The following is a 21810-nucleotide window of genomic DNA, read 5'->3' on the forward strand; positions in this document are numbered from 1 at the left end:
GATGACAGCGGAGAGCTGGCTCAGCCCCGCGCCAGTTCCACGAAACGGTCGATCTGTTCGGAACTGATCGACCAGTCGCAGACCAGCCGGCAGCCCAGCATCTCGCCGCCGTCGCCGCTCTCCAGCGGCCCGTCCTGGAGGTAGTACATCGCGCCCTCGGCCTTGAGGCGCTGGTGTACCCGGCGGGGCAGGGCGGCAAAGATCATGTTGGCCTGCGGCAGGTTCAGGAACTCGGCCCCCGCGTCGCGCAGCCCTGTGGCAAGGCGCGTGCAATTGTCATTGGCCTGTTCGGCCATCTCCAGCCACAGCCCATCAGCCAGATAGGCATCCATCTGCGCCGAAAGATAGCGGTGCTTGGAAAACAGATGCGCCCCGCGCTTGCGTCGCAGCTCGAATTCCCAGGCCTGTTCGGGGTCGAAGAACACCACCGCCTCGGCCCCCATCAGCCCGTTCTTGGTTCCCCCGAAAGAGACCGCGTCGATCCCTGCCTTCCAGGTCATCTCGGCCGGGCTGCATCCCAGTGCCACCAGCGCGTTGGCAAAGCGTGCGCCGTCCAGATGGGCCTTGAGTCCGTACTCCTTGGCAACGGCGGTCAGGGCGGCAAGTTCGTCCAGCGTATAGACCGACCCGCGCTCGGTCACCTGGGTGATCGACACCGGCCCGCGCTGCGGCCCGTGTACGCCGCGTGTCTCCTCGCCCTCGATCGCCGCGCGCAGCGCCTTGGGCGTCATCCGGTCGCCGGTGCCCACCAGCGTCAGCTTGGCGCCGCCGGAATAGAACTCCGGCGCGTTGCACTCGTCCTCGTGGATATGGGCGACGGGAGTGCAAAAGATGGTGTCCCAGGGGTTGGCCAGGGTCGCCAGCGCCAGCGAGTTGGCCGCCGTACCGGTTGCCACCAGGTAGACCGCGGCCTCGGGCGCCTCGAACACCTCGCGGATGCGGTCGCGGACCCGGTCCATCAGCGCATCGGCGCCGTAGCCCATGGCATAGCCCTCGTTGGCCTTGGTCAGCGCCGCGAGAACGTTTGGGTGGACCGGGCCGGCGTTGTCGGAGGCAAAGAACATCAGACGGGCTCCTCGATGATGTAGTCTTCCCAGTCCTCTTCAGGGACCTCGAACTCCGGCACGGTGCGATTTCGTACGGAAACCCCCGCCGAATGTACGCTTTCGGCATTGCCCGAGATCAGCGGGTGCCAGTCGAACAGCGGCTTGCCCTCCCACAACAGGCGATAGGCGCAGGTCTGCGGCATCCAGTAGGCGTGTTCGTCGATGTTATCGGGGCGCAGCACGATGCATTCGGACACGAACTGGTGGCGGATCTCGTACTGGGCACAGCGGCAGGTTTCATTGTCGAGCAGCCGGCAGGCGACGCAGGTGAGGTCGACCTCGCCGGTGTCCTCGTCCTCGAGCTTGTTCAGGCAGCACTTGCCGCAGCCGTCGCAGAGCGCCTCCCACTCGCGCGGGCTCAACTGGCGCAGGGGTTTGCGTTCCCAGAACCGGGGCGACAGGCCGGAACGGTCGATCGGATCGCTCATAGTGCCCCCAGGATGTCACGGGCGCGGGCGCAATCGCCGTCCATCTGGGCAATCAGTGCGTCGAGGCTTTCGAATTTCATCTCGGGGCGCAGGTATTCGACCAGCCCGACCGAGAGCGTCGCGCCGTAAAGATCGCCCGAGAAATCGAACAGGTAGGTTTCGATATTGGGTACCTCTCCGCCGAACATCGGCCGCACCCCCAGAGAGGCGGCGCCGCGATAGCTGCCCTTGTGCGGCCCGTCGAGCACGTCGACCAGCACCGCGTAGACCCCGAAGGCGGGCGGGTGCAGCCCCTCGATCGACATGTTGGCGGTGGGAAAGCCCAGGTCGCGGCCGCGCTGCTCGCCGCCGATGACCGCGCCCTCGATCCGGTGCCAGTGACCCAGCATGGCGGCGGCGTCGCGCGGGCGGCCTTCGCTCAGCGCGGTGCGGATCGCGGTCGAGGAAACGGTGTGTTCCGACTGTTCCAGCAGCGGTGCGATGGTGACGCCAAAGCCCATGTCGCGGCCGAACCGCACCAGATCGTCGGCATTGCCGGCGCGGCCCTTGCCGAAACAGAAATCGGCACCCACCACCACATGCGCCACGCCCAGCCCCTCGGCCAGAACGGTTCGCGCAAACTCCTCGGGCGTCAGCCCGGCCAGCGCGGCGTTGAAGTTCAGCTCGTACAGCTTGTCGACCCCCAGCTTTTCCAGCCGGTGCCCACGCGCGCCACGGCGCATCAGGCGAAAGGGGGGGCTGTCGGGGGCAAAATATTCGCGCGGGTGCGGCTCGAAGGTGATGATCCCGAGGGGGGCATCCGGCGCCGCCTGCCGCGCCAGCTTGATGACCGACTGATGGCCGATGTGCACGCCGTCGAAATTGCCGATCGCGGCGCTGGCGCCGCGGTCCTGGGCTTCGACGAACTGGTAATCCCGTATGATCCGCATGGCCGATGCCTAGCGCCCTGCGCGACCGGGCGCAAGCGCGGTTCGGCGGGGCGGGGTCAGTCGAACTTGCGGCTGGGCGCGAGCACCGTGGCCTCGCCGGCCAGAACCTTCTTGCCATCGACCGCGCAGTGGCAATCCAGCTTGACGCGGCGCTTGGCGATGTCGATGTCGACCACCTTGACCTCGGCATAGACCATGTCGCCCGGGCGCACCGGGGCGAGGAACTTCAGCGTCTGGCCCATGTAGATGGTGCCATGCCCGGGCAGCTGTTCGCCGATCACCGCCGAGATCAGCCCGGCGGTCAGCATGCCGTGGGCAATCCGCCCCTCGAAGATCGTGTCCTGGGCGTATTCGTCATCCAGGTGCACCGGGTTGTGATCGGTCGAGACCTGCGCGAACATCTCGATGTCGGCGTCCGTCACCACTTTGCGCAGGTGGCGCGTCATGCCCATCTCGATGTCTTCGATACAGATGGTTCCGCGGGGCAGGTTGTCCAACATGTCGTCCTCTTGTGTCATCTGCGGAGTAATAAAAGATCTGAGATTACCGGAGATTTGGCAACTTTATTACTTTGCAGGTGCAGAAAAGCAAGCGGTTTTTTCGGTCAGCGCAATTGCCCGATGGCAAAGCTGGGATTGGACTGTTCGGCCTTGATGAACCGGGCCAGGGCCTCGGGGTCCGGTTGATCGGTGGTCGCGGTGTCCCGTGCCGACAACCCGCCGGTGATGAACAGCGAATCGATATCCTCGCCCATCGCGCCGGCGACATCGGTGTGGATGCCGTCGCCGATGGCGAGGATCGCGGCATTGCCCACATCCTTGCCTAGCTCGGCCAGCCGGCGGCGGGCAAGATCGTAGATCGGCGGGTGCGGCTTGCCGAAATAGAGGCTTTCCCCCCCCATCTCGGTATAGAGCCGCGCCAGCGCGCCGGCGCACCATTCGCGGGTCTCGCCCCGGTCGACCACGATATCGGGGTTGGCGCAGAGCAGTTTCAGCCCCTTTTGTTTCGCCAGCAGGAACTCGGGCCGGTTCACCGCCGGATCGGCCATCGGGTCGAACGGGCCGCAGCAGACGATGCCCTCGGCCTCGTTCAGCGGGACGCGGGTGATGGCGACGGGATCGTGGATCACGTGGATCGGCTCGAAGAACTCGTGGTCGCGCTCCCATTCGCCCATGAACCAGACTTTTTCGCCGACCACCCCCTCGAACATCGCCGCGCGGGCGCTGTCGCCGCTGGTGGCGATGGTGTCATAGGCGTCGTCCGGCACGCCGAAAGACCGCATCTGGGTGGCGACGCCCAGCCGGGGTTTCGGCGAATTGGTCACCAGCACCACGGTGCCGCCACCCTTGCGATAGGCCTGCAGGGCCGCCACCGCGGCCGGAAAGGCCCGCACCCCGTCATGAACGCAGCCCCAGAGATCGACAAAGAGCACGTCGTAGCGGTCGGAGATGTCGGACAGGGCGTTGATGATCTGGGTCATGGGGCAATTCCTTGGCGGGACAGAAAAAAGGGGCGCCCGATGCGCCCCTCTTGCGGATGATCGTGTCGCGGCGCTCAGACCTTGAGGTTCGGGATGATCTGCTTTTTCCGGCTCATGATGCCGGGCAGGACCACGGTGTCACCCGCGACGGTGGCGCCAAAGCTCTTCTCGGCCACGCCTTTCACAAGGTCGTTGGGCACCAACAGCGTGGCCTCTTCGTTCAGGATGTCGATGACGAAGAGCAGCACCTGGTCGACGCCGTCCTCGTCGGCCACGGTTTTCATGCTCTCGACCAGGCTGTCCTTGCGGTCCAGTACGGTCGCCGGAGCGGTGGTTTCCAGCACCGAGACGCGGAACTTCGTGCCTTCGACCTCGTATTCCTTGCTGTCCATGCGCAGCAACTCGGCGTCGGAGAAGGCCGAGACATCGGATTTCGCGGCGAACATCTCGGCGGCGTAATCGGGGATCGCGATGCCCAGGTCGGCGGCCAGCTTTTCGGCCACAGCCTTGTCATGGTCGGTGGTGGTGGGGCTGCGGAATTCCAGCGTGTCGGAGAGGATGCAGGTCAGTGCCGCGCCCTTGATCGCCTCGGGCATCTTGGCGGCGTCCTCGCCCATCAGGTCGATCATGATGGTTGCGGTGCAGGCCAGCGGGCGCACGGTGATGTCGATCGGCCCCTTGGTTTCCAGCCCGCCGACCAGCTTGTGGTGGTCGATGATCGCGCGCACGTCGGCGCCGTTGATGTTGGCGGGCAGCTCGGCGGGGTTGTTGGTGTCGACGATCACCACCTCGGCGCCATCGGCCACATCCGCGATGATCGCGGGCTTCTCAAAGCCCCAGCGGGTCAGCATGAAGGCAGCCTCGGTGTTCGGCTCGCCCAGCAGCTTGGGTTCGGCGGCGATGCCCTTCACCTCGTTCAGGTACCATGCCCAGATGATCGGCGAGCCGGTCGAATCGGTGTCGGGGGATTTGTGGCCGAAAACTTGGATGGTCATGACAATGTCCTGTTCAACGAAGATTGGGATTTGCGCGCCTTATAGGCAGGGCGCGGGGGCTTGTCACGTGGGGTTTTCACGGGATTTTCCCCGCAGCAGCGTGCCGGTTGAACGGGGGGCGGGGGATCGCCTAGGTTGGCCGCGATGAGCCTGGAACAAGATCTCTATCCGCCGGTCAAGGCGCTGCTGGAACGCCAGGGGTATACCGTCAAGGGCGAGGTCGGCCCGGCCGACGTGATGGCGCGGCGCGGCGATGAGCCGCCGGTGATCGTCGAGTTGAAGCTGCGGTTCTCGCTGAGCCTGTTTCACCAGGCGATCACGCGGCAGACGGTGACCGACCTGGTCTATATCGCGGTGCCGCGTCCCACCGGCCGGACCGCGCGTGGGGCGCTGCGGGACAATCTGGCGCTGTGCCGTCGGCTGGGGCTGGGCCTGATCACGGTGCGCGCCAATGGCCGGGCCGAGGTGCATTGCGATCCAGGGCCCTATGCGCCGCGAAAATCGAAGAAACGCAGCGCGCGTTTGCTGCGCGAGTTCGACCGGCTGCAGGGCGATCCCAATGCCGGCGGTGCAACCCGCCACGGCATCGTTACCGCTTATCGGCAGGATGCGCTGCGCTGTGCCGCCCATCTGGCCGAGCACGGGGCGCAAAAAGGCGCCGTGGTGGCGGGGGCGACCGGGGTGACCAATGCCACCCGGCTGATGGCGGACAACCACTATGGCTGGTTCGAGCGGGTGGAAAAGGGAATCTACCGGCTGACCGAGGCCGGCGCGCAGGGGCTGGTTCACTGGGCCTACAGCTGGGATGCGGATTGAGCGCTTCCGCGTGAAGAGTCCTGTTGACATGGCCGGGCGCGCTGCCTAGCTATGCGTCGTTATCACTCTCCTCGGGTGAGTGATAACGGTTTCCCGGGGAGAGCGGGGAACTTCAACAAAACGAACTTTGAGCCTCAAGGAGCTGCAAAGATGGCATTCAAACCACTTCACGACCGGGTGTTGGTCCGTCGCGTCGAAGGCGACGAAAAGACCGCGGGCGGGCTGATCATTCCCGAAAGCGCAAAGGAAAAGCCGGCCGAAGGTATCGTCGTTGCATGTGGCGAAGGCGCCCGCAAGGACAGCGGTGAGCTGATCGCGATGGCCGTGTCGGAAGGCGACAAGATCCTGTTCGGCAAATGGTCGGGCACCGAAGTCACCGTCGAAGGTGAAGAGATGCTGATCATGAAGGAAAGCGACATCCTCGGCATCATCGCCTGAGGTCGCCCCCTTCCCTGAAACCAATTTAGACGAGGAAAACAGCAATGGCTGCTAAAGACGTCAAATTTGATACCGAAGCCCGCAACAAGATGCTCAAGGGTGTGAACATCCTGGCTGACGCGGTAAAAGTGACCCTGGGCCCGAAAGGCCGCAACGTGGTTCTGGACAAGAGCTTCGGCGCGCCCCGCATCACCAAGGACGGTGTGTCGGTTGCCAAGGAAATCGAACTGGAAGACAAGTTCGAGAACATGGGCGCCCAGATGGTGAAGGAAGTTGCTTCCCGCACCAACGACGAGGCCGGCGACGGCACCACCACCGCCACGGTCCTGGCCCAAGCCATCGTGAAAGAGGGCATGAAGGCAGTTGCCGCCGGCATGAACCCGATGGACCTCAAGCGCGGTATCGACGTGGCCACCAGCAAGGTCGTCGAGGCCATCAAGTCCGCCTCGCGCCCGGTCAACGATTCGGCAGAGGTTGCCCAGGTCGGCACCATCTCGGCCAACGGTGAAACCGAGATCGGCCAGCAGATCGCGGACGCGATGCAGAAGGTCGGCAACGAGGGTGTCATCACCGTCGAAGAGAACAAGGGCCTGGAAACCGAGACCGACGTGGTCGAGGGCATGCAGTTCGACCGCGGCTACCTGTCGCCGTACTTCGTGACCAACCCCGACAAGATGACCACCGAGTTGGAAGACTGCATGATCCTGCTGCACGAGAAGAAACTCTCGTCGCTGCAGCCGATGGTGCCGCTGCTCGAGTCGGTGATCCAGTCGCAGAAACCGCTGCTGATCATCGCCGAGGACGTGGAAGGCGAAGCGCTGGCGACCCTCGTGGTGAACAAGCTGCGCGGCGGCCTGAAAATCGCGGCCGTCAAGGCACCGGGCTTCGGCGATCGCCGCAAGGCCATGCTGCAGGACATCGCGATCCTGACCGGCGGTCAGGTCATCTCCGAAGATCTGGGCATGAAGCTGGAAAGCGTCACCATGGACATGCTTGGCACCGCCAAGAAGGTTCAGATCACCAAGGACGAGACCACCATCGTCGACGGTGCCGGCGAAAAGGCCGAGATCGAGGCGCGCGTGTCCCAGATCCGCACCCAGATCGAAGAGACCACCAGCGACTACGACCGTGAAAAGCTGCAGGAACGCGTGGCCAAGCTGGCCGGCGGTGTGGCCGTCATCCGCGTTGGCGGCATGACCGAGGTCGAAGTGAAAGAGCGCAAGGACCGCGTCGACGACGCGCTGAACGCAACCCGTGCCGCCGTTCAGGAAGGCATCGTTGTTGGGGGCGGTGTTGCCCTGGTTCAGGGTGCCAAGTCGCTGGCCGATCTGACCGGCGTCAACAGCGACCAGAACGCGGGTATCACAATCGTCCGCAAGGCGCTGGAAGCTCCGCTGCGCCAGATCGCCGAGAACGCGGGCGTCGACGGCGCCGTCGTGGCCGGCAAGATCCGCGAATCGGACGACCTGAAGTTCGGCTTCAACGCGCAGACCGAAGAATATGGTGACATGTTCGCCTTCGGCGTGATTGACCCCGCCAAGGTGGTCCGCACCGCGCTGGAAGATGCAGCGTCGATCGCCGGTCTGCTGATCACCACCGAGGCGATGGTGGCCGACAAGCCCGCCAAAGAGGGCGCAGCGCCCGCCGGCGGCATGCCCGACATGGGCGGCATGGGCGGCATGATGTAAGCTGCCCGGTCATCCGGACAGACGGGGAAGGGGGCCTTTGGGCCCCCTTTCTTTTTTCCGCCGGTTCCGCACGCGCCTTGATCCCGCGCTGGCAAGTGTCATATCCGCCGGGTAGCCTGTCGCTGCCTGAATTGTCCCGGGGGATTGAGATGCGTTTTGTTTTGTTGATTTTCATGTCCGTTTTTCTGGCCACCACCGCCCTGGCCGAGGAGAACGGTGATCGCCTTGCCATCGGCGGCGATGCCTTTCGCGCCGGCCGCAGCGTGAGCTTTGCGCAGGAAGGGCGAACCGATCTGTTCCTTGCCGGCGAACAGGTGACCGCGACCACCGATATCGCCGGAACCGCCCATATGGCGGGGCGTTGGGTCACCTTGTCCGGGGCGGTTGGCGGCAATGCCTACATGGCCGGCCAGGACGTGACCCTGGACGGTAGGGTGGCGGGCAACGCGACCCTGTTCGGCCAGAAGGTCACCGTGCGCGGCCCGGTCGCGGGCAACCTGCGCGCCTCCGGCTCCGAGCTACGGATCGAGGAAGCGATCGGCGGCTATGCCCTTTTGGCGGGCGAGCGCGTCACGCTGAACAGCGTGGTTTCGGGGGACATGGCGCTGACCGCGCGCGACGTGGATTTCGGCCCCGGCGCCCGTGTCGACGGCACCCTGATGCTCTATGAGAATACCCCCGGCCAACTGACGGTTCCGGCCTCGGTCGCGCCAGAGGCCCGGATCGAGCGGCACCCGGCCGCGGATTGGAGCCGCGACCGAGGTCATCACGGGGGACACTCCTGGCGCGGCGTGCTGGGCGGATTCCTGTTCGGCGTGCTGCTGGTGGCCGGCGTGGCCGCGCTGATCGCGGCGCTGCTGCCCGAGGCGCTGGCGGCGATGCGCCGCCGCATTCTCGACCGGCCCGGGCGCACCTTTGGCGCCGGTTTCCTGGCCCTCTCGGCGCTCAGCGGCGCGGGGCTGGTGGTGGCGCTGACCGGGATCGGGATCCTGCTGACCCCGGCATTCTTCCTGCTGGCGGTGCTGGCCGGGTTCCTCGGCTACGTGGTCGGGGCCTATGCATTTGGCGTGGCGCTGCTCTCTGCGGCGGGACGCGCCCTGCCGGACAGCATCGGTGACCGGGCGCTGGCGGCCGGTGTCGGCGCGCTGGTCGCGGGCGTGATCGGGCTGGTGCCCTTCCTCGGCTGGCTCTTCGTCCTGCTGGTGCTGCTGACCGGGCTGGGGGCGCTTGCCATCCGGCTGCTGCCAGACCACATGCTCGGCGCGCCGCGCTACTGATTGGACCCTTACATGCTGCGCCTTTCCCTGCTGGTCGTGCTGACCATGGCGGCCTTTGCGGCCAACTCGCTGCTGAACCGGGCCGCCGTCGACAGCGGCGCGATCGGCCCCTCGGGCTTTGCGCTGGTGCGGGTGGCGGCGGGGGCGGCGTTGCTGGTGGTGCTGGTACTGGCCCGTCGCGAGGCACTGCCGCTGTGGCACCGGCGGCGCTGGGCCGGGTCGCTGTCGCTCACCGTCTACATGGTCGGGTTCTCGCTGGCCTATCTGACGCTCGACGCCGGGCTTGGGGCGCTGATCATGTTCGGCGTGGTACAGATCACCATGCTCGGGCTCGGGGCGATGGGCGGTGCGCAGGTGGGGCGGCGTCAGGTGGTGGGCGCGGGTGTGGCCTTTGCCGGGCTGGCCTGGATCCTCTGGCCGACGGGTGATGCACAGGTCTCGCTCTCGGGTGGGATGTGGATGGCGGCGGCCGGGATCGGCTGGGGTGTCTATACCCTGAGCGGCCGGGGCGAGCCGGCGGCGCTGCCTGCCACGGCGGCGAATTTCTGCCTCGCGCTGCCGCTGACCGCGCTGCCGCTGATCTGGGCGGTGGGCGAGGGGCAGGCCACCGGGACGGGGCTGGCGTTGGCAGCGCTGGCCGGGGCGGGAACCTCGGGCCTCGGCTATGCGCTGTGGTACAGCTTGGTGCCCCGGCTCGGCGCGGCGACGGCGGCGACCCTGCAACTCAGCGTGCCGGTGATCGCGCTGGCCGCCGGCGCGGCGCTTCTGGCCGAGGCGCCGGGGCTGCGGCTGATCCTCGGCGCGGGGGTGGTGCTGGGCGGCATCGCGCTGGCGCTGCCGCGCCCGGCGCGCGGCTGATCCGCTTGCCGCTTTTCACCCACCGTCAAACCTCCTATTTGCCCTGCATGCGATACTTGGCTTTCCTTCTCCTGTTCTGGCCCGCCGCGGCGATGGCCGATTGTGTCGTTCTGCTGCACGGGCTGGCGCGGACCGAGTCCTCCTTCGTGGTGATGGACGAAGTGCTTACCGGGCGCGGCTACAAGGTGGTGCGGCCCGGATACCCCTCGACCGACCTGCCGATCCCGGCGCTGGCGGAGCAGACCCTTCCGGCGGCGATTGCAGAATGCGGCGAGGAAACGGTGCATTTCGTGACCCACTCGATGGGGGGCATCCTGCTGCGCTACTGGCTCAGAGATCACCGGCCCGGGCACCTGGGCCGCGTGGTGATGCTGGGGCCGCCGAACCAGGGCGCGCAACTGGTGGACGCGCTGGACGATTGGGAGGTGTTCGGGATGCTCAACGGCCCGGCGGGAAAGCAGCTTGGCACCGGACCGGGCAGCGTCCCGCGCGCCCTGCCGCCGGTGGATTTCCCTCTTGGCGTGATCGCGGGCACCGAGACCCTCAACCCGATCTTCAGCGGGATGATCGACGGGCCGGATGACGGCAAGGTCGCGGTCCGCGAAACCCGGGTGGCGGGCATGGCGGCGCATCTTGTCCTGCCGGTGACCCATACCTTTATGATGAACAACCCGCGCGTGATCGCGCAGGCGGTGCATTTCATCGAGACCGGGCGGTTCGATCCCGGGATCACCTGGCTCGACGCGCTGCTGGAGGAGATCGACGAGATCTGCCTGACCGGCGACTGCCCGACCGCCCCCCGCTCGGAGCCCAGCCGATGAGCGCGCCGGCGCTGGAGCTGACCGGAGCCCGGGTGCTGCGACCCGGCGCGGGGCTGGTGCGTGATACGCTGTCCTTTGCCGCGGGCGAGATCGTGGCGGACCGCGTAGGCCGCGCGGTCGACTTGGGCGGCTGCCTGGTGCTGCCCGGAATCGTCGATCTGCACGGCGACGGGTTCGAGCGCCACGTCGCCCCCCGGCGCGGTGCGATGACCGACCTGGAAGAGGGGATCGCGGCGGCGGCGGCGGAACTGGCCAGCCACGGGATCACCACCGCCGTCCTGGCCCAGTTCCACAGCTGGGAGGGCGGTCTGCGCGGGCCGGACTTCGCCGCCCGGGTGATGCCCGCCATCGCCGCCGCGCGGGCGCGGGTGGTGCCCGACCTGATCCCGCAACTGCGGTTCGAGACCCACCTGCTCGACGCCTATGGCGATCTGCCAGAGCGGCTGGCCGCGTGGCAGGTGCCCTACGTTGTGTTCAACGACCACCTGCCGCATGACCGGCTGGCCGAGGGGCGCAGGCCGAAACAGCTGACCGGGCAGGCGCTGAAGGCCGGACGCAACCCGGATCGTCATTTCGAACTGCTGCTGGAGCTGCACGCGCGCGGGGGCGAGGTGCCGGCGGCCCTCGATGCGCTCTGCGCCCGGCTGGCGGCGCAGGGGGTGCGCATGGGCAGCCACGACGATCACAGCGCCGGGGAGCGCGCCGCATGGCGCGCGCGCGGGGTCGGGATCGCCGAGTTCCCCGAGACGCTGGAGGCCGCCGAGAGCGCCCGTGCCGGCGGTGACGCCATCGTCATGGGGGCACCCAACCTGATGCGCGGCGGCTCGCACAAGGGCAACGTCAGCGCGCTGGACGTGGTGGCGATGGGGCTCTGCGATGCGCTGGCCTCGGACTATCACTATCCGAGCCCGCGCCGCGCCGCGCTGCGGCTGGCCGGAACCGGGGTGTTGGGTTTCGAGGCGGCCTGGGACTTGGTGTCGGCCGGGCCGGCGCGGGTGCTGGGGCTGGACGATCGCGGCACGCTGGAGCCCGGGAAGCGCGCCGATTTCGTGGTGCTGGAGGAGGACAGCCAGCGTCTCGGCGCGGTCTTTGCCGGTGGGCGCGTGGCCTATATGGCGGGCGAAGTGGCGGCGCGGTTTCTGGCTTGATCCACCGCCGCGCGGGAGGCGCGCGGCGGATTTGAGTATTTGGGAAGAGAAGAATGAGCGCCGTCTCGGAAAGGCTCCGGTGGAGCGTTTCAGGCGTGACCGGGCGGAGCCCCGGGGCGGCGTGCCCGGTCCTTGAGGGGTGGTCGCTCGCCTGCGTCAGCGCGGCGGGCGGATCACCCGGTTGACATGGCCCATCTTGCGGCCCGGCTTGACCTCGGCCTTGCCGTAAAGGTGGATCGCGGTGTCGGGCTGACCGGCCAGCTCGGGCACCCGGTCCATGTCGCCGCCGATCAGGTTCTCCATCACCACGTCCGAATGGCGCTGCCCGTCGCCCAGCGGCCAGCCGGCCACGGCGCGGATGTGCTGTTCGAACTGGTCCACCGCACAGCCGTTCTGGGTCCAGTGGCCGGAATTATGCACCCTCGGCGCGATCTCGTTGACGACAAGGCCGGCGGGGGTGACGAAAAGCTCGACCCCCATCACGCCGACGTAATCCAGCGCGTTGAGGATATTGGCCGCCAGCAGCACCGCGTCGGTCCGTTGTGCCGGGCTCAGCCGGGCGGGCAGTGTGGTGGTGCGCAGGATGCCGTCCTCGTGCACGTTCTCGCCGGGATCGAAACAGGCGACCGACCCGTCGGCCCCGCGCGCTGCGATGACCGAGACCTCGTGGCTGAACTCGACGAACCCCTCGAGGATCGCGGGTGCGCCGGCCATGTCGGCCAGCGCCTGTTCGGCTGCCTCGGGGGTCATGATGCGGGCCTGACCCTTGCCGTCATAGCCGAAGCGGCGGGTCTTGAGGATCGCGGGCGCGCCGATCTCGGCCAGTGCCTCGGCCAGGTCCTCGGCATCGTCAACGGCGGCAAAGGGGGCGGTCCTCAGCCCCAGGTCGGAGAGGAACGCCTTTTCCACCAGCCGGTCCTGGCTGATCTTCAGGGCCTTGCGACCGGGGCGGATCGGGCGCAGCGGCTCCAGCAGGTCGAGCGCCTCGGTCGGGATGTTCTCGAACTCGTAGGTGATCACGTCGACGGTTTCGGCGAAAGCGGCGAGCGCGGCGGTGTCGTCATAACCGGCGGTCGTGACCGTTGCGGCGACCTGCCCGGCGGGCGGGGTGGCACCGGGCTCATAGATATGGGTGGTGAAGCCCAGCCGGCTGGCCGCGACCGAGAGCATGCGGCCGAGCTGGCCACCACCGAGGATGCCGATCACGGCGCCAGGGGCGAGCGGCTCAGTCATCGATCGGCACCTCCGGGATCGAGGCCGAAAGCGTCGCGCGCCAGTCGTCCAGCCGCGCGGCCAGTTCCGCGTCCTGCAGCGCCAGGATGCCGGCGGCCATCAGCCCGGCGTTGGCTGCACCGGCGGCGCCGATGGCCATGGTCGCGACCGGAAACCCCTTTGGCATCTGAACGATGGAATAGAGCGAATCGACGCCCGAGAGCGCACGGGTCTGTACCGGAACGCCGATCACCGGCACGCGGGTCTTGGAGGCCATCATGCCCGGCAGGTGCGCCGCGCCGCCGGCGCCAGCGATGATCACCTGCAGCCCGCGCCCGACGGCGGTCTTGCCGTAATCCCACAGCCGGTCCGGCGTGCGATGCGCCGAGACGATCCGTGCCTCGTAGGCGATGTCGAGAGTGTCGAGGATGTCGGCGGCCTCTTTCATGGTGGGCCAGTCCGACTGGCTGCCCATGATGATGCCCACGGAAGGTTTGGCCATGTGATGCCCCTTGCTGCGCCCTGTGCCGGGAAAGAGCGCGCACTATAGCCAAATCGCGGTGCCTGGCAATGCGGTCGGGTGCCGATCCGGCCCCGATCCGCCGCCGGTCAGGCGATGATGTCCGGAGTCAGCCGGTCCTCGATCTGGGCGATCATGTCCTTGAGGCGAAGTTTCTGTTTTTTCAACCGCTTGATGGTCAAGGCATCCCCGGTCGCGCGTTCGACCAGGGCGGTGATCGCCTCGTCCAGGTCGCGGTGCTGGCGGCGAAAAACCTCCAGCTCGACGCGCAGAACCTCGTCGGTTTTCATCGAGATGTCGGTCTGGGCGTTCATGGTGGCGACTCGTGGCTCCTGTCTGCGGGTAGGGGACAGGATACGACGAAGCCGGTGTTTCGCCTAGCCCTTGTTAATTCACGGCATTCTGCCCATATTTGTCCTGTGCGGTCGCCTTGACGGGGCCGTGCGAACCGTCGCTTTGATATTAAAGGACGAATGACGTGTCGAAACTTACCCTGGGGTCCTACCCGCACATGTTGGGATTCGAGCAGCTGGAACGCCTGCTGGAACGCTCGGCCAAGTCGGGCAACGAGGGCTATCCCCCGTACAACATCGAACAGACGTCGGATTACTCCTATCGCATCACCCTGGCGGTGGCCGGGTTCGCGGAAGAGGATCTGTCGATCACCGTCGAGGATCGCCAGCTGGTGATCCGGGGGCGTCAGGCCGATGATGGCGCCGGGCGGGTGTTCCTGCACCGGGGCATTGCCGGGCGGCAATTCCAGCGCATGTTCGTCCTTGCCGATGGTGTCGAAGTGGGCGAGGCGATCATGGAGAACGGTCTGCTGCACGTGGACCTGACCCGCGCCAAACCGGAAAGCGTTGTGCAGACCATCAACATCAGAAAGGGGTAACCGACATGAACACGCCTTTTGATTTCAACCAGGACGGCCGCCGGATCGTTTACGTGAAAGAGGTCAACGTCGCCGATCTGCCGGACGAAGTGCGCGCCGGCGCCGGCGGGCGCGAGCACCTGTATGCGGTGCATGATTCCGAAGGCCAGCAGATCGCGCTGGTGGCCGACCGCCGCCTGGCCTTCGTGCTGGCGCGGCAGAACGACCTCGCCCCTGTCACGGTGCATTGATCCTGCGGGTCAGCCCTTGTCCAGCACGGTCAGGGCGGCCCGTTTCTCGGTCTCGCCCAACTCCGCCGCTCGCTCCTTGATGGCGCGCAGGGCGGGAAGCTTTTCGTCGAACAGCGCCTCGGAGGTGCCTAGGACCGCGTTGCGAATATCGTCGGTATTGTCGCAGATGATCATGCCGTCCGTCGGCAGAAAGCGGTCAATATTGGGGCATCCCAGGTAGATCGGAACCGCCTCGCAAAGGATCGAGTCTATCAGCTTCTCGGTGAAATAGTTCGGCTCTCTCGAGTTCTCGATGACCACGGAAAACCGATAGGGGGCCAACCCCTCGGATTTCCTGTCGAACGGCTTGTAGCCGCGTCCGATGGCGTCAAATTCGACCGGGGCGGTGCGCGCCCAGTCGACGATTTCATGGCGCGGCAGGTGTCCCGGCTGCGAGCGTTTGGCGGAGGCGATCAGCGACACCATGCGTGTCTTGGTCACATCCACGTCGCGCCATTCCGGGACCCAGGTGCTGCCGAAGGGAAAGAACCGGCCGTTGGGAATATCCGCCAGAAGTGCCTCGTTGGCGGTGAGTACCCGGTGGAACCGCCGGTGAAACCGGCGCATCTTGTCCATGTGCCGCCGGTGCACGACCTCCGGTTCCAGGATCATCACCGAGATCCGGGCGCGGGTTCCGAACCATGGCCGGTAGTAAGAGGTGCTGCGCGGATAGAGGATCAGGTGATCCTTGCGGCCCAGGTGCCGCAACGTTTTGCCGATCAGTCTCTCGGGCTGGCCCAGCGGCCAGTGCAGCCGGTCCAGCGGATAGCTGGAGGGAAAATATCCGAGGTACTCGGTATGAGGCAGGATGCCGACCGCGGGGGTATCGTGAGCCATGGAAACCTTGTCGGTTGCGCGCCCCGGATCGGGGCGCCTGTTAAGTGGTGCTAGGGCGCGCCTTTTTCAAGCCTGGCGAGCTTGCGCTTGCGGCGCCGGCTTCTGGCGGCCTCGAGCTTGCGGCGCAGCCCGAGGGTTTTCAATTCGATGCCCTTGTCGAAGGTCATCAGGGTATTTCGCAGCGTCCAGTCGGCAAGGTTGCCGCGCGCGCCGCTCTCGGGCCAAAGCGATTTCTCGGACCAGATATGGCGCATCGGTGCCGCCGGGTCGGGCGCCGGGGACTGGTGCGCGGACATCGCCAGCCGAAGAAGCTGGAAGGCGAGGCTGTGCTCGCTCAACAGCCGGTCGCGCGCCGTTGCGATCGCCTTGAGGGACCGGCCCCAGAGATCGTTCTGCACGGCCGCGACCATATCCTGCGCCATCTGGTCGGGATTATTCAGGTCGAGATAGGAAAAGCTGTCGTTCGGGAAATAGGCCTCGACGTTGGTGCATCCGGCGTAAAAAGGAAACGCCCAGCACAGCAGCGGGTCGGCCAGTTTCTCGGTCCAGGTGTCGTCACCGTCGCAGTTTTCCAGCGCTATATGATACTTGCAGGGCAACAGCGCCTCGGCCTTGTCGTCGACCGACCGGTATCCGCGCCCGAAGATTTCCAGGTGATCTGGGATCTTGTCGATGATGGCGTCAAGGAAGGTGACGCGTTTCCTGTGGTAATCGGTGAACACCTTGTTCGAGGTGACGACCGAGATCTTGTCGCGTTTCGGAGGAACCTTCAGCGCTGCGAAGGCGTCGTAGCCCTTCATGTACTCCAGTTCCCAGGGCTTGGAGAAATCGATGCCCGCGAACCAGTACCAATTGGGGGCGGTCTTCCATTGCTGCGTCGACAGCGGCTTGCCGGTCGCCGAGACGACGATGCCGAACTGATCCAGGTAGCGCTCGCTGTAGGGGTGGATCACCTCGGGTTCGGCGGCGATGAAGGCAGTCCGCGCCACCGGCAACCGGGTGGCGAGCGTATAGGAGGCGCGGTTGAAGACGATCAGCACGTCGATCGCATCGGGGACCGTCGGCCCGAAGGTGAACCGAAACCCCTCGAGTTCCGGGGTGGCACCCGGAAACTGCTTTATGAAAACGGCTTCGGGGGCATCCGTAAAGACATGAACCTGAACGGGCGAAGGGGCCATTTGCATCGGGCTGCGGTGTTGCTGCGGGATCGGGGCACCCTAGCAGGGCCGGGGCGGCATCACCATCGCAGAGGGAAAAAACTGGCGCGGCCACCGTTCCCGATGACCGCGCCCGCGAAGAAGAAAAACCGGATCAGCTCAGGCCGATCAGGCCCATCTGCTCGAGTTTCAGCAGGACCTGGTGGGCGCAGTTGTCGACATCGACATTCTCGGTCTCGACGCGCAGCTCGGGGTTCTCGGGCACGTCATACGGGTCGGAGATCCCGGTGAACTCCTTGATCTTGCCCTCGCGCGCCAGCTTGTACAGGCCTTTGCGGTCGCGGCGTTCGCATTCCTCGATCGTGGTCGCCACATGCACCTCGACAAAGGCGCCATAGGCCTCGACGTCCTCGCGCACGGCGCGGCGGGTGGTGGCATAGGGCGCGATCGGGGCACAGATGGCGATACCGCCGTTCTTGGTGATCTCGCTGGCGACATAACCGATGCGGCGGATGTTCAGATCGCGGTGCTCTTTCGAGAAGCCCAGCTCGGAGCTGAGGTTCTTGCGCACGATGTCGCCATCCAGAAGCGTCACCGGACGTCCGCCCATCTCCATCAGCTTGACCATGAGCGCGTTGGCGATGGTCGATTTGCCGGAGCCGGAGAAACCGGTGAAGAACACGGTGAAACCCTGCTGGCTGCGCGGCGGCTTGGTGCGGCGCAGCTCCTTGACCACCTCGGGGAAGGAGAACCACTCGGGGATTTCCAGCCCCTCGGCCAGGCGCCGGCGCAGCTCGGTGCCCGAGATGTTCAGGATGGTGACGTTGTCACGATCCTCGATCTCGTCGTTGGGCTCGTACTGGGCGCGCTCCTGCACATAGACCATGTGTTTGAAGTCGACCATCTCGATGCCCATCTCGTCCTGGTGTTCGCGGAAGAGGTCCTGTGCGTCGTAGGGGCCGTAGAAGTCCTCGCCCTGGCTGTTCTTGCCCGGGCCGGCATGGTCACGGCCGACGATGAAGTGGGTCACGCCGTGGTTCTTGCGGATCAGGCCGTGCCAGACCGCCTCGCGCGGGCCGGCCATGCGCATGGCCAGCGGCAGCAGCGACATGGTGGTGGTCGCTGCCGGGTACTTGTCGAGAACCGCCTCGTAGCAGCGCACGCGGGTGAAGTGATCGACGTCGCCCGGCTTGGTCATTCCGACAACAGGGTGGATCAGCAGGTTGGCCTGGGCCTCTTTCGCGGCGCGGAAGGTCAGTTCCTGGTGCGCGCGGTGCAGCGGGTTGCGAGTCTGGAAGGCGACGATGCGGCGCCAGCCCAGCTTGCGGAAGTACGACCGCAGTTCGTTCGGGGTGTCGCGACGGGCGCGGAAGTCATAGTGGATCGGCTGCTGGATGCCGGTGACCGGCCCGCCGAGATAGATCTTTCCGGCGGTGTTGTGCAGGTAGTTGACGGCTGGGTGCGCGCTGTCGTCGGCGCCGAACACCTTCTCGGCCTCCAGCGACTTGTTCGGCTCCCAACGGTCGGTCACGGTCATGGTGGCCAGGATCACGCCTTCCTGGTCGCGCAGCGCGATGTCCTCGCCAACCTCCAGGCCCTCGGCAAAGGCCACGGAGACATCCAGGTTGATCGGCATCGGCCACAGCTGGCCGTCGGCCAGGCGCATATTGTCGACAACACCGTTGTAATCCGCTTCGGTCAGGAATCCTTTCAGCGGGTTGAACCCGCCGTTCATCAAGAGCTCCAGATCGCAGATCTGGCGCGGGGTCAGGTCCCAGCTTTTCAGCTCGCCGGCCTCGACCTTCAGCTTCTGGGCGGATTCATAGGAAACGTACAACTCCGGGATCGGAGTCAGATTACTAAGCATTGTCATTTCAAATCTCTCGGTTGTCGGTGTTTCGGCGGAAGATGACAGCATCGGTCGCGCGCGGCATAGACCTGCCGGGCCGGAAAAGTCCACCCGTTGCCTCCGGTTTTTTCAGCGATGTGCTGGAACTTCACCGGTCCTGCGGCATTCCGCCGATCAGGCCGGGCCGGGGGAGGCGATCAGACCGCGCCCACCCGGTCGGACAGGAGCGGGGCAAGGTCCTGCCCACTGATCGCCGCCAGCGCCGCAAGCGATGTGGCGACGCCGCGCAGCTCCAGCGTGACCAGATCCAGGTCATCGGTTTCGATCCCTGCGCTGGTCAACACGGAATGCGAGACCAGCACCTCGACGCCAAGCTCCTTGGTCTTGCCCTCCAGCCGGCTGGCGGTGTTGACGGTGTCGCCGATGAGGGTGCGCGGCGCATGGCCCGCCGCGCCGATCTCGCCCAGCACCAGCTCGCCCAGGTGCAGCCCGGCGCCGATCCGGACCGGGGCGATTCCCTCTTTCTCGAGGCGTTGGTTGAACGTGGCCAGCGCGGCACTGAGATCGACCGCGGCGCGCAGCGCGGCGCGGGCCGAGCTGGCCTCGTCGGCGGTTTCGAACACCGCGAGCAGCCCGTCGCCGAGATACTTGTCGACGCTGCCGCCGGCGGCGATGATCGGCGGCACGATGGCGTCGAAGAAGCGGTTGAGCAGGAACACGACGTCATAGGGCAGTTGCCCGGTGGTTCGGGCGGTAAAGCCGCGCATGTCGAGGAACAGGATCGCCAGCCGCCGTTCCTGGCCCTGGCTGGCATGGGCCCGGCCGCGACGACCATCGGGCAGGAATACGCGGAACACCGTGGCCGGGTGCGTCGGCCGGATCTGGCAGGCCAGCCGGGTGTTGGGACCGGCCTTGACCGCGCGCAGGCTGTTCAGCTCGGCCGGGGCCGGTGGGTGCAGCAGGTCGGCGCCCGCCTCGATCACCACGCGACAGGTGGTGCAGCGCCCGCGCCCGCCGCAAAGCGAAGTATGCGGCACCCCGTGCAGCCGCGACATCTCCAGCAGGGTCAGTCCGCGTGGCGAGGCGATCTCGGGGCCGTCCGCATAACGGATCCGGACCGTGCGGCGGCGCCGTAGGATTCGGCGTCCGAAATGTACCATCGCGGCCAGAGCCAGCAGTCCCAGATAGATCCAGAATCCCAGGCGCGACAGGTCGATCAGAACCTCGAAGGTGGCCGCATCCGGCCAGTTGAAGGCCGCCATCGCCTCGGCGCGCTGCGCCGGGTCGGCGAACAGCGCCCGCATCCGCCGCCCCTCGGTCACGAAGCCCGAGAGCGCGAAGGCCGGGATCAGCGTCGCGACCGCGATCAGATAGGGCAGTGCCTGGCGCCACCAGGGCTTCAGCCGCAGCCAGACGTGCATCCCGATGCAGCCATGCCCCCAGACCAGCAGCAGCAGCAGTGATTGCATCCAGCCGTCCGGGGTGTTCCAGAGCAGCACCGAGATATAGCTCATCTCGTCGTTCAGCGCGAAGAGCTCATGGGCGATGCGCGTGTGCACCACATGCGCGATCAGGAACACCGGGATCAGCAGGCCAAATCCGTATTGCAGCGCCTGCCAGGCCGGCATCCGCAGGGTGCGGCGCCCGGCCAGGCCGACCAGCGCCAGCGCCGCGTGGGTCAGCAGCGCGCCATGCAGGATCGCCCCGCCCAGCGGATTGCGGGTGAACAGCTGGCGCGCGTCCTGGACCTCGTCCATCCAGACCGGCGAGACCAGGCCGAGGCCGATATTGATGAAGTGGAAAAAGGCGAAGACGAACAGGACCAGACCGGAGGCGATCCGGGCGCGGGTGATCCAGTTGCCCCGCCAGAGCGTGCTTGCCACGGGCTCGTTCCCCTCGCGCTTGTCCTTGTGCAAGACTGGGTCGGGGAGGGCGGGCGGTCAAGGGGCGGGTCCGCACAACCGCCGTGCGGCGCGAATTCCGCCCCTGTCGCTCGGGAAATTGTCAGCCGCAACCGCGGCGGCGGACCCGCTCCCGCCTCAGTCCTCTTGTGCGGCCAGCCAATGCTCGGCGTCGAGCGCGGCCATGCAGCCCATGCCGGCGCTGGTCACCGCCTGGCGGTAGGTGTGGTCGGTCAGGTCGCCGGCGGCGAAGACACCGGGAACCGAGGTCGCGGTGCTGCCCGGCTTGACCTTGACGTAGCCGCCGTTGTGCAGCTCGAGCTGATCCTTGACCAGCTCGCTGGCCGGGGCGTGGCCGATGGCGACGAAGACGCCCTTGCAGGGGATCTCGGTGATCTCGCCGGTCTCGACGTGCTTGACCTTCACGCCGGTAACACCCTTGGGGTTGTCCTCGCCGACGACCTCTTCCAGCACGTGGTGCCAGAGCGGTTCGATCTTGTCGTTCTTCATCAGCCGGTCGATCAGGATCTTTTCGGCGCGCAGCTCGTCGCGGCGGTGGATCAGCGTGACCTTGGAGGCGAAATTGGTCAGGAACAGCGCCTCTTCCACGGCGGTGTTGCCGCCGCCGATCACCACGATCTCCTGCCCGCGGTAGAAGAACCCGTCACAGGTGGCGCAGGCTGACACGCCAAACCCCTTGAACGCCTCTTCGGAGGGCAGGCCCAGCCATTTGGCGCGCGCGCCGGTGGCCAGGATCACCGCGTCGGCGGAATAGGTGGTGCCGCTGTCGCCCTTGGCAATGAACGGGCGTTTGGACAGGTCCAGGTCGGTGATGATGTCGCCGATGATCTCGCAGCCCATCGCCTTGGCGTGGACTTCCATCCGCACCATCAGGTCAGGGCCCTGCACCTCGGCGTCGCCGGGCCAGTTCTCGACCTCGGTGGTGGTGGTGAGCTGCCCGCCGGGCTCGATCCCCTGCACGAGGATCGGTTCGAGCATGGCGCGGCTGGCATAGACGCCGGCGGTATAGCCGGCCGGGCCGGAGCCGATGATCAGAACCCTGGTTTGGCGCGTGTCAGTCATGTCGTCCCCACAGATCAGAAACGCGGCGGCCCCGGGCCGCCGCTGTCGGTTGAGGATATATGCCACGGCGGCGCGAGCTTAAAGTCCCCTGCCGGGGCTATTCGGC

Annotated in this window: 23 protein-coding genes; 9 read left to right on the forward strand and 14 right to left on the reverse strand. The window is 66.4% G+C overall.

The window, feature by feature from the left end:
- Positions 1–20: 20 nt before the first annotated feature.
- The 6 genes from ABWV23_RS02955 to ABWV23_RS02980 form a co-directional block, all read right to left on the reverse strand.
- Positions 21–1064: a threonine aldolase family protein gene (locus ABWV23_RS02955; protein ID WP_353344763.1), complete on the reverse strand. Its 1044-nt coding sequence runs from the start codon at positions 1062–1064 to the stop codon at positions 21–23.
- Entirely contained in the window at positions 1064–1534 is a 471-nt protein-coding gene (locus ABWV23_RS02960) for a YcgN family cysteine cluster protein (protein WP_353344765.1), read from the reverse strand. The genes ABWV23_RS02955 and ABWV23_RS02960 overlap by 1 nt, the downstream gene beginning before the upstream one ends.
- Positions 1531–2463, reverse strand: a complete 933-nt coding sequence (locus ABWV23_RS02965) for a bifunctional riboflavin kinase/FAD synthetase (RefSeq protein ID WP_353344767.1) — start codon at positions 2461–2463, stop codon at positions 1531–1533. Before ABWV23_RS02965 ends, ABWV23_RS02960 begins: the two co-directional genes overlap by 4 nt.
- Positions 2464–2519: 56 nt before the next feature.
- Entirely contained in the window at positions 2520–2963 is a 444-nt protein-coding gene (locus ABWV23_RS02970; RefSeq protein ID WP_353345246.1) for a MaoC family dehydratase, read from the reverse strand.
- Positions 2964–3067: 104 nt separating this feature from the next.
- Positions 3068–3943 (reverse strand): TIGR01459 family HAD-type hydrolase, encoded by an 876-nt coding sequence (locus ABWV23_RS02975; protein ID WP_353344769.1) that lies wholly within the window; start codon positions 3941–3943, stop codon positions 3068–3070.
- Positions 3944–4017: 74 nt separating this feature from the next.
- Positions 4018–4938, reverse strand: a complete 921-nt coding sequence (locus ABWV23_RS02980; RefSeq protein ID WP_353344771.1) for a manganese-dependent inorganic pyrophosphatase — start codon at positions 4936–4938, stop codon at positions 4018–4020.
- A gap of 144 nt (positions 4939–5082) precedes the next feature.
- Here ABWV23_RS02980 and ABWV23_RS02985 point away from each other — a divergent pair, with 144 nt between their 5' ends.
- The 7 genes from ABWV23_RS02985 to ABWV23_RS03015 all read left to right on the forward strand — a co-directional run bounded on the left by ABWV23_RS02985 (position 5083) and on the right by ABWV23_RS03015 (position 11984).
- Positions 5083–5754 (forward strand): DUF2161 domain-containing phosphodiesterase, encoded by a 672-nt coding sequence (locus tag ABWV23_RS02985; protein ID WP_353344773.1) that lies wholly within the window; start codon positions 5083–5085, stop codon positions 5752–5754.
- Positions 5755–5904: 150 nt separating this feature from the next.
- A complete protein-coding gene (locus ABWV23_RS02990) occupies positions 5905–6192 on the forward strand; it encodes a co-chaperone GroES (RefSeq protein WP_353344775.1) in 288 nt (95 codons plus the stop codon).
- Between the two features lie 44 nt (positions 6193–6236).
- Entirely contained in the window at positions 6237–7880 is a 1644-nt protein-coding gene (groL, locus tag ABWV23_RS02995) for a chaperonin GroEL (RefSeq protein ID WP_353344777.1), read from the forward strand.
- Positions 7881–8053: 173 nt separating this feature from the next.
- Positions 8054–9157 carry a DUF8173 domain-containing protein gene (locus tag ABWV23_RS03000; RefSeq protein WP_353344779.1) on the forward strand — a complete coding sequence of 368 codons (1104 nt, stop codon included), beginning with the start codon at positions 8054–8056 and terminating at the stop codon, positions 9155–9157.
- 12 nt (positions 9158–9169) lie between these two features.
- Positions 9170–10015, forward strand: coding sequence for a DMT family transporter (locus ABWV23_RS03005; RefSeq protein ID WP_353344781.1), 846 nt, complete (start codon positions 9170–9172; stop codon positions 10013–10015).
- A 47-nt stretch (positions 10016–10062) separates the two neighbouring features.
- Positions 10063–10836, forward strand: a complete 774-nt coding sequence (locus ABWV23_RS03010; protein WP_353344783.1) for an alpha/beta fold hydrolase — start codon at positions 10063–10065, stop codon at positions 10834–10836.
- Positions 10833–11984 carry an alpha-D-ribose 1-methylphosphonate 5-triphosphate diphosphatase gene (locus ABWV23_RS03015; protein ID WP_353344785.1) on the forward strand — a complete coding sequence of 384 codons (1152 nt, stop codon included), beginning with the start codon at positions 10833–10835 and terminating at the stop codon, positions 11982–11984. The genes ABWV23_RS03010 and ABWV23_RS03015 overlap by 4 nt, the downstream gene beginning before the upstream one ends.
- Before the next feature lie 156 nt (positions 11985–12140).
- Here ABWV23_RS03015 and ABWV23_RS03020 read toward each other — a convergent pair whose 3' ends face one another.
- The 3 genes from ABWV23_RS03020 to ABWV23_RS03030 form a co-directional block, all read right to left on the reverse strand.
- Positions 12141–13217 (reverse strand): 5-(carboxyamino)imidazole ribonucleotide synthase, encoded by a 1077-nt coding sequence (locus tag ABWV23_RS03020; RefSeq protein ID WP_353344787.1) that lies wholly within the window; start codon positions 13215–13217, stop codon positions 12141–12143.
- Positions 13210–13698 (reverse strand): 5-(carboxyamino)imidazole ribonucleotide mutase, encoded by a 489-nt coding sequence (gene purE, locus ABWV23_RS03025; protein ID WP_353344789.1) that lies wholly within the window; start codon positions 13696–13698, stop codon positions 13210–13212. Before purE ends, ABWV23_RS03020 begins: the two co-directional genes overlap by 8 nt.
- Before the next feature lie 107 nt (positions 13699–13805).
- A complete protein-coding gene (locus ABWV23_RS03030; RefSeq protein WP_353344791.1) occupies positions 13806–14030 on the reverse strand; it encodes a YdcH family protein in 225 nt (74 codons plus the stop codon).
- Positions 14031–14194: 164 nt separating this feature from the next.
- On the opposite strand from ABWV23_RS03030, the gene ABWV23_RS03035 reads away from it, so the two are divergent.
- Together ABWV23_RS03035 and ABWV23_RS03040 are read left to right on the forward strand one after the other, a co-directional pair.
- Positions 14195–14608, forward strand: coding sequence for an Hsp20 family protein (locus tag ABWV23_RS03035; RefSeq protein WP_353344793.1), 414 nt, complete (start codon positions 14195–14197; stop codon positions 14606–14608).
- Between the two features lie 5 nt (positions 14609–14613).
- A complete protein-coding gene (locus ABWV23_RS03040; protein ID WP_353344795.1) occupies positions 14614–14838 on the forward strand; it encodes a DUF1150 family protein in 225 nt (74 codons plus the stop codon).
- Between the two features lie 9 nt (positions 14839–14847).
- Here ABWV23_RS03040 and ABWV23_RS03045 read toward each other — a convergent pair whose 3' ends face one another.
- The 5 genes from ABWV23_RS03045 to trxB form a co-directional block, all read right to left on the reverse strand.
- Complete coding sequence (locus ABWV23_RS03045) at positions 14848–15714, reverse strand: glycosyltransferase family 10 domain-containing protein (protein WP_353344797.1); 867 nt, start codon at positions 15712–15714, stop codon at positions 14848–14850.
- Positions 15715–15764: 50 nt separating this feature from the next.
- On the reverse strand, positions 15765–16898 hold the full coding sequence (locus ABWV23_RS03050; protein WP_353344799.1) for a glycosyltransferase family 10 domain-containing protein: 1134 nt from the start codon (positions 16896–16898) through the stop codon (positions 15765–15767).
- A gap of 127 nt (positions 16899–17025) precedes the next feature.
- Positions 17026–18744, reverse strand: coding sequence for a bifunctional sulfate adenylyltransferase/adenylylsulfate kinase (locus ABWV23_RS03055; RefSeq protein WP_353344801.1), 1719 nt, complete (start codon positions 18742–18744; stop codon positions 17026–17028).
- 173 nt (positions 18745–18917) lie between these two features.
- Positions 18918–20603 (reverse strand): adenylate/guanylate cyclase domain-containing protein, encoded by a 1686-nt coding sequence (locus ABWV23_RS03060; RefSeq protein ID WP_353344803.1) that lies wholly within the window; start codon positions 20601–20603, stop codon positions 18918–18920.
- Between the two features lie 156 nt (positions 20604–20759).
- Positions 20760–21704 carry a thioredoxin-disulfide reductase gene (trxB, locus tag ABWV23_RS03065; protein ID WP_353344805.1) on the reverse strand — a complete coding sequence of 315 codons (945 nt, stop codon included), beginning with the start codon at positions 21702–21704 and terminating at the stop codon, positions 20760–20762.
- Positions 21705–21810 lie beyond the last annotated feature (106 nt).

This window comes from Aquicoccus sp. SU-CL01552, from assembly GCF_040365005.1.
In the GTDB taxonomy this organism is placed as follows: domain Bacteria; phylum Pseudomonadota; class Alphaproteobacteria; order Rhodobacterales; family Rhodobacteraceae; genus Antarcticimicrobium.